Annotated in this window: 6 protein-coding genes and 1 pseudogene; all 7 read right to left on the bottom strand. The window is 69.9% G+C overall.

Annotation, left to right across the window (positions count from 1 at the left end; all coding sequences use genetic code 11):
• A pseudogene (locus tag ACWC1K_RS45985) lies at nt 1-167 on the bottom strand (Zn-dependent alcohol dehydrogenase); the annotation flags it as partial.
• Nucleotides 164-601, bottom strand: a complete 438-nt coding sequence (locus ACWC1K_RS45980; RefSeq protein WP_450839653.1) for an RbsD/FucU domain-containing protein — start codon at nt 599-601, stop codon at nt 164-166. The gene ACWC1K_RS45980 and the pseudogene ACWC1K_RS45985, both read right to left, overlap by 4 nt.
• Nucleotides 592-1,500 carry an amidohydrolase family protein gene (locus tag ACWC1K_RS45975; RefSeq protein ID WP_450839652.1) on the bottom strand — a complete coding sequence of 303 codons (909 nt, stop codon included), beginning with the start codon at nt 1,498-1,500 and terminating at the stop codon, nt 592-594. The genes ACWC1K_RS45980 and ACWC1K_RS45975 overlap by 10 nt, the downstream gene beginning before the upstream one ends.
• Nucleotides 1,493-2,827, bottom strand: a complete 1,335-nt coding sequence (locus tag ACWC1K_RS45970) for an L-fuconate dehydratase (RefSeq protein ID WP_450839651.1) — start codon at nt 2,825-2,827, stop codon at nt 1,493-1,495. The genes ACWC1K_RS45975 and ACWC1K_RS45970 overlap by 8 nt, the downstream gene beginning before the upstream one ends.
• A gap of 94 nt (nt 2,828-2,921) precedes the next feature.
• A complete protein-coding gene (locus ACWC1K_RS45965; protein ID WP_351483313.1) occupies nt 2,922-3,965 on the bottom strand; it encodes an ABC transporter permease in 1,044 nt (347 codons plus the stop codon).
• Nucleotides 3,958-5,520 carry a sugar ABC transporter ATP-binding protein gene (locus tag ACWC1K_RS45960; RefSeq protein ID WP_450839650.1) on the bottom strand — a complete coding sequence of 521 codons (1,563 nt, stop codon included), beginning with the start codon at nt 5,518-5,520 and terminating at the stop codon, nt 3,958-3,960. The genes ACWC1K_RS45965 and ACWC1K_RS45960 overlap by 8 nt, the downstream gene beginning before the upstream one ends.
• 44 nt (nt 5,521-5,564) lie before the next feature.
• Nucleotides 5,565-6,629 carry a sugar ABC transporter substrate-binding protein gene (locus ACWC1K_RS45955; RefSeq protein ID WP_450839648.1) on the bottom strand — a complete coding sequence of 355 codons (1,065 nt, stop codon included), beginning with the start codon at nt 6,627-6,629 and terminating at the stop codon, nt 5,565-5,567.
• Between the last annotated feature and the right edge of the window lie 338 nt (nt 6,630-6,967).

The raw sequence follows: 6,967 nt of genomic DNA, 5'->3' as shown, positions 1-6,967 counted from the left end.
GGCGCGGCCACCCGGGCGTCCATGTCGCCGTGGAAGATATGCAGGTCGGTACCGCAGATGCCGACGTAGGCGGGGGCCAACTCCACCTCACCGGGGCCGGGAGGCGCAGTGGCCGCGGGAGCGGTGTCCAGGGTGCGGGCGGACAGATAGCGGGCGGCAAGTGTCATCGTGCGATCAGGGTCCCTTCAGCGCGGACGCCGATGGTCAGCAGCAGGTTGGCGTAGGTGCGGGTGTCGGCGGTGACGATCGCCAGTGCCAGGTCGGGTGAGCGGGCGGCGTCGTAGAACTCGAAGCGGCCGAGCGTGTCGACCGGGAGGGGCGCCAGCTTCGAGCGGTACTCGGCGATGGCGGGCGGCTCCGGTTCGCCCTCGGGCGGCACCATCACATGCGCCGCCTCGACGGGCAGGGCGCGCAGCAGCACGTCGAGGACGGTGGTGACGTCGAGCAGACCGGGGGCGAGGTTGAGGTGGACGGTTCTGGCGCGCTCGCCGGTGGCGGTGCTCGCCGGGTAGTGGCCGTCGGCGAGCAGCACACGGGCGCCGTGGCCGGCTCCGGCCAGGGATTCGAGGATGCCGGGGTGCAGCAGTTCGGTCAGGAGCACGGCGTCCCCTCCTTTGTCGGAGCAGGGGCGGGGGTCAGGTGGTAGAAAGCGGTCGCGGTGCCGGCGAGCACCGCCTGGGTCTCCGTGCCGGAGCAGTCGTACAGGAGCTCCTCGACGGCGGCGGCCCAGCGGTCCCAGCCGCCGGCGAGGACGCAGACGGGCCAGTCGGAGCCGAACATCAGCCGGTCGGGCCCGAAGGCGGAGAGCAGGACGTCCCACACCGGGCGGATGTCGGCGGCGGTCCACTTCTCGTGGTCGGCCTCCGTGGCCAGACCCGACACCTTGCAGTGGACCTGGGGATGCCGGGCCAGCGTCCGCAACTGCTGTGCCCAATCGGTGGGTTCGTGCTGCGCGATGGGCGGCTTGCCGGCGTGGTCCAGGACGAGCGGCAGCTCGGGGAGCCGCTCGGCGAGGCGGATCGCCTGCGGGAGCTGGTGGCTGCGGACCAGCACGTCGTATCCGAGACCCCGCTCCCCCACCGCTCGCAACCCCCTTTCCACGTCCGGGCGTTGGAGCCACTGCGGATCGGACTCGCCCTGCACGACGTGCCGTACGGCGCGCAGGTACCGGCCTGCGGGACCGGCCCGCAGCTCGTCGAGTACGTCGCCGATCGCGGGAGACGTCAGGTCCGCCCAGCCGACCACGGCGCCGATCAGCGGATCGCTTTCGGCCAGGGCGAGAAGGTCACGGGTCTCGGGCACGGAGGCGATGCACTGCACGACCACCGTGCTCGTCAGCCGCCGTCCGGCGATCGGCCGGGTCGCGGCCGAACGCAGGGCGTGCGAGCTGAAGTTGCGGCGGATCGGCTCGTGACCGGGCTCGTCCAGCCAGGGCTGCGGCCTGCGGTCCAGGTCCCACACATGGTGGTGGGCGTCGACGAGGGCCTGGGCGTCAGACACGAGCAGTCCAAACGGGGCCGTCGGGGTAGGCGTACTCCTTGAGGGACTCGGGGTGCATCTGCGCGCTCAGCCCCGGCAGCTGTGGCGCCAGGTAGTGGCCGTCGGCGATGCGGACCGGGTCGACGAAGTGCTCGTGCAGGTGGTCGACGTACTCGATGACGCGGTCCTCGGTGGTGCCGGAGACGGCGACGTAGTCGAACATCGACAGGTGCTGCACCATCTCGCACAGGCCCACGCCGCCCGCGTGCGGGCAGACCGGCACCTTGAACTTCGCGGCGAGCAGCAGGATGGCGAGGTTCTCGTTGACTCCGCCCACGCGCGCGGAGTCGATCTGCACGATGTCGACCGCGCCGGCCTGGAGGAGCTGCTTGAAGACGACCCGGTTGGCGATGTGCTCGCCCGTGGCGACCTTGATGGGGGCGAGCGCCTTGCGGACCGCGGCATGGCCGAGGATGTCGTCCGGGGAGGTGGGCTCCTCGATCCAGTACGGGTCGTACGGGGCCAGGGCCTGCATCCAGTCGATGGCGGGCTGGACGTCCCACCTCTGGTTGGCGTCGACGGCGATGCGGATGTCCGGGCCGACGGTCTCGCGGGCGACGCGCATGCGCCGTATGTCGTCCTGAAGGTCCGCGCCGACCTTCAGCTTGATCTGGGTGAAGCCGTCGGCGACGGCCTCGCGGGCCAGACGGGCCAGCTTCTCGTCGGAGTAGCCGAGCCAGCCGGGGGTGGTGGTGTAGGCGGGGTAGCCCCGGTCGAGCAGGTGGTCGATGCGCTGGGCGCGGCCGGGCTCGGCGCGGCGCAGGATTTCGAGGGCCTCCTCGGGGGTGAGGGCGTCGGAGAGCCAGCGGAAGTCGACCTGCGCGACCAGTTCCTCGGGGGTCATCTCGCCGAGGAGGCGCCATACGGGCTTGCCGGCGCGCTTGGCGGCCAGGTCCCAGGCGGCGTTGACGACGGCGCCGGTTGCCATGTGGATGGCGCCCTTCTCCGGGCCGAGCCAGCGCAGTTGGGGGTCGTGGACGAGGGCGCGGGAGAACGCGCCGAGGTCGGCGCAGACGTCCTCGACCGAGAGGCCGACCACGTGCGGGGCGAGAGCCGCGATGGCGGCGGCCTGGACATCGTTGCCGCGGCCGGTGGTGAAGGCGAGGGCGTGGCCCTCCAGTCCGTCGGAGGCGTCGGTGCGCAGGACCACGTAGGCGGCGGAGTAGTCGGGCTCGGGGTTCATCGCGTCCGACCCGTCCAGGTGCTCGGACGTCGGGAAACGCACGTCCAGCACGTCCAGGGCGGTGATGCGGGCAGATGCCGGGGAAGCGGACAGGGCGGATGACATGGCGGCAACTCCTGTGAGAGCAGGGGCGATACGGCCCCGTGCGACGAGATGGCGGTGCGGTGGAGGGTGCCGGGCGGCCGGAGGGCCGCCCGGTTCACTCCTGGACCTTGCCGCCGGTGATGCGTGAGATGGCGAGGGCGACCAGGATGATCAGGCCGTTGAGAGCGCCGATCCACTGCGCGGGGACGCCCGCCAGCGTGAGCACGTTCTGGATCATGAAGAGCAGCAGGATCCCGCAGAAGGCCCCGAACATGGTGCCCTTGCCGCCGTTGAGGCTGATCCCGCCGATGACGGCGGCGGCGAACACGGTGAAGATGTAGCCGTTGCCCTGTGCGGAGGCGACCGAGGCCAGGCGTCCGGAGAGCAGCAGTCCGGCGAGGGCGGCGAGCAGGCTGCCGGTGACGATGACGATCCACAGCACCCGGTCGGTGCGGATGCCGGCGGCCTTCGCGGCATCGACGTTGCCGCCGATGGCGTAGAGGGAGCGGCCGAAGCTGGTCCAGCCGAGGACCACGATCGCGACGGCGAACAGCAGCAGGCAGACCCAGATCGACGCGGGCATCCCGAACCATTCGGTGGTGCCGAGGTAGAGCATCGACGGCGGCAGCTGGAAGAAGGTCTGGCCACCGGAGATGCCGGTGAGCACACCGCGCAGCACGATCAGCATGCCGAGGGTGACGATGAACCCGTTGAGGCCGAAGCGGATGATCAGCAGGGCGTTGATCACGCCGATCAGCAGGCCCGTGGCGAGTGTGACGGGGATGGCCCAGGCACCGGGAAGGAGACCCAGTCCGTGGCCGGCGCCGGCCGGTACCACCAGCCAGGCCGCGACGCCGGGTGCGAGGCCCATGGTGGACTCGAGCGACAGGTCCATCTTCTTGACGATCAGGATCATCGTCTGGGCGAGGACCAGCAGGGCCATCTCGGACATGGTCTGCAGGACGTTGATGAGGTTGTCGGCCTGCAGGAACACCGGGTTGACGATCTGTCCGACGATCGCGATGACCACGATGGCCGGGACGAGCGCGAGGTCGCGCAGCCGGGCCAGGGGTATCCGGCCGCCGAGCAGCGCGGTCCGCTTCGCCGCGGGCTCGGGGGTGCCCGCCGCGGCGGTGTCCGCGAGGACGGTTTCAGGCATGGAGGTCCACTCCTTCCATCGCGGCCACGAGGTCGTGGTCGTGCCAGCCGCGGGCGATCTCTGAGGTCACTCGGCCCTGGAACATCACCAGGACCCGGTCGCACATGCGCAGGTCGTCGAGTTCGTCGGAGGCGATGAGCACTCCGGTGCCGGACTGCGCGGTCTCCTCGACCTTGCCGAGGAGGAACTCCTTGGAGCGCACGTCCACGCCCGCGGTCGGGTTGATCAGGACCAGCAGCCGGGGGTCGTCGGCCAGGGCGCGGGCCATGACGACCTTCTGCTGGTTGCCTCCGGAGAGCGCGGAGACCGGCAGGTCGGGTCCGGGGGTCTTGATCGCCAGCTTCTCGATCATGCCCTCGGCGAGCCGGTCCCGTCGGGTCCGGCTGAGGAAGCCGTTCGTACCGAGCCGCTTCGGCACGGACAGCGTGGCGTTGTCGGCGATCGACATGTCGGGTACGAAGCCCTGGTGGTGCCGGTCCTGCGGGACGAACCCGGTGCCTGCGGCGAGGGCCGCGGGCACGCTGCCCGGGCGGGGCCGCTTCCCGGCGATCTCCACCTCCCCCGCCGCTGCCGCCCGTAGTCCTACGACGGTCTCGGCGACCTCGGTGCGACCGCTGCCCGCGGCCCCCGCGAGGCCGACGATCTCGCCGGCTCCGATCCGGAAGCTGACGTCGTCGTACCCCTCGCCCTGCAGCGCGCGGACGTTCAGTGCGGGCGTGGCGGCGGCGTCGAGGGTGGCGGCCCGTTCCGCGCGCCGGTCGGCGGCCGCCTCGCCCGTCATGGCGGCGACGAGGTCGGCGCGGGGCAGGTCCGCGACGGGGGCGGTGACGATGTGCCGGGCGTCGCGGAACACGGTCACCATGTCGCAGATCTCGTAGACCTCCTGGAGGTGGTGGCTGATGAACAGAAAGGTGACGCCCTGGCGTTGCAGGTCGCGGATGCGGTCGAAGAGCCGGTTGATCGCGGCCCCGTCGAGCTGGGCGGTGGGCTCGTCGAGGATGATGAACCGGGCGCCGAAGGACAGCGCGCGGGCGATCTCGACGAACTGCCGCTGCTCGACGCTCAGTTCGGCGGCGGGGGTCTGCGGGTCGACGTTCACCGACCAGGCCGACAGCAGCTCCTGTGCACGCCGGCGGGTGGCCCGCCAGCTGATGAGCCGGCCGGCCGCGTGGTCGTGCCGGTTCAGGAAGAGGTTCTCGGCGACGGTCAGCGTGGGGATGATCGTCGACTTCTGGTAGACGCAGGCCACGCGCCGGCGCCAGGCGTCGCGGTCGCCGAGCCGGGGGGCCGGTTCGCCGCCGAAGGTCACGGTGCCCTCGTCGGGGGCCTGGAGGCCGGTGAGGACGGACACCAGCGTCGATTTGCCGGCTCCGTTGCGGCCGACGAGCGCGTGGGTCTCGCCGGGCCTGATGGTGATCCGGGCGCCGTTCAGGGCCACCGTCGGACCGAATCGTTTGACGATGCCCGTCGCCTCGACGACGGGCGGGGCTGCGGGGGCCCGCCCGTCGTCCGCCGGGGCGGGCGCGGGGGTGACTGCTCGCTCCCCGTCGCTCATCTCAACCGCCTTGTTCTCGTGGACCGTTGTGTTCCGGAGGAGGATCAGCCGAGGTTGTTGCCCCACAGCGACTTGTCGTCGCTCTTGACGCTGGCCACGCCGCCGTAGGTGGCGCCGTCGACGGTGACGAGCGGGGCGGAGAGCTGGTCCTCGAGCACGCCGTCGCGGACCTTGATGATCGTGCTGTCGTGGTCGGTCTTGCCGGGCTTGAACGTCTTCCCGTCTATCGCGGCCTTCAGGTAGTACAGGGCGTACTTGGCGTACAGGTCGGCCGGCTGGGAGACGGTGGCGTCGATCTTGCCCGCGGCGATGGACTTGAGCTCCTCGGGGATGCCGTCGTTGGACACGATGAAGACGTGCTTCTTGTCCTTCGGGTCCACCAACAGGCCCTTCTGCTTCAGCACCTGGAGCGTGCCGGACAGGGCGAAGCTGGACTCCATGTAGACACCCTTGATGTCCGGGTTGGCGGTCAGGTCGGTCTGGAGCTTCTGCGCGGCGACCGCGCCGTCCCAGTTGGTGGCCTCGCCGAGCACCTTGATACCGGGGTAGTTCTTCTTCATGCAGTCGTTGAACGCCTCGGTACGGTCACGGCCGTTGATGGAGTCCAGGCCGCCCTCCAGCATGACGACCTTGCCCTTGCCGCCCAGCTTGGTGCCCAGGTACTGGCAGGCCTTCTCGCCGTAGGCGCGGTTGTCGGCGCGCACGACCATGAACACCTTGCCGCTGTCGGGGCGGGTGTCGACGGTGACGACGGGGATCTTCTTCGCCTCCAGCTGCGCGAGGGTGGGCGCGATGGCGGCGGTGTCCTGCGGGGCCATCGCGATGCCCTTGACGCCCTGGCTGATGAACGTCTGCGCGTTGGCGGTGAGCTTGGCGACGTCGTTCTGCGAGTTGGTGGTCTTCAGGTCCAGCCCCAGCTCCTTGCCGTACTGGGGCGTGTACTTGATGTAGGAGTTCCAGAAGTCGGTGTCGGAGCGCGGGTAGTCGACGCCGACCAGCGGCTTGCCGCCCGACGACGCCGAGGTGGTGGAGCCGCTGCTGCACGCACTGAGCAGAGTCAGTGCGGACACGGCGGAGACGGCTGAACAGAGGGCGGTTCTGAGTCTCATCGATGCTTCCTCGCGCTCGTCCCTGGGCGGGAGATGTTTCGCCTCGACGACATCTGTGTATCGCCGCGCGGTAGAGATGGGATGTTTATAGGCTCGTTTTCGACCCGCTGTCTAGACCCCCGTCGAACTCCAATTGAAGTGGCAGGTCACAGCCGTCTCGTTGATACGGCTGGCGTTATCGAGGCTGAAGATGCATCCCATCAATCCATAGCGCCGGGCGCGCGCATGCGATCGCGAGACCTCGACAGACATGCCATGTTTGCGTATCCACAAAACGGACTAAACATGGCGCAAACCGGTTCAATTGCCATGGCGTACAGCTCTTTTCATCCCTGCAC

It is taken from the genome of Streptomyces sp. NPDC001492, assembly GCF_053597275.1.
The sequence above is the reverse complement of the archived record's forward strand: the minus strand, read 5'-3'. Positions and strand labels throughout refer to the sequence as shown.

What these genes read in the sequence shown, in the direction of transcription:
- ACWC1K_RS45970 (WP_450839651.1), bottom strand. Translation starts at nt 2,827, where the DNA reads ATGTCATCCGCCCTGTCCGCTTCCCCGGCATCTGCCCGCATCACCGCC.
- ACWC1K_RS45965 (WP_351483313.1), bottom strand. Translation starts at nt 3,965, where the DNA reads ATGCCTGAAACCGTCCTCGCGGACACCGCCGCGGCGGGCACCCCCGAG.
- ACWC1K_RS45960 (WP_450839650.1), bottom strand. Translation starts at nt 5,520, where the DNA reads ATGAGCGACGGGGAGCGAGCAGTCACCCCCGCGCCCGCCCCGGCGGAC.
- ACWC1K_RS45955 (WP_450839648.1), bottom strand. Translation starts at nt 6,629, where the DNA reads ATGAGACTCAGAACCGCCCTCTGTTCAGCCGTCTCCGCCGTGTCCGCA.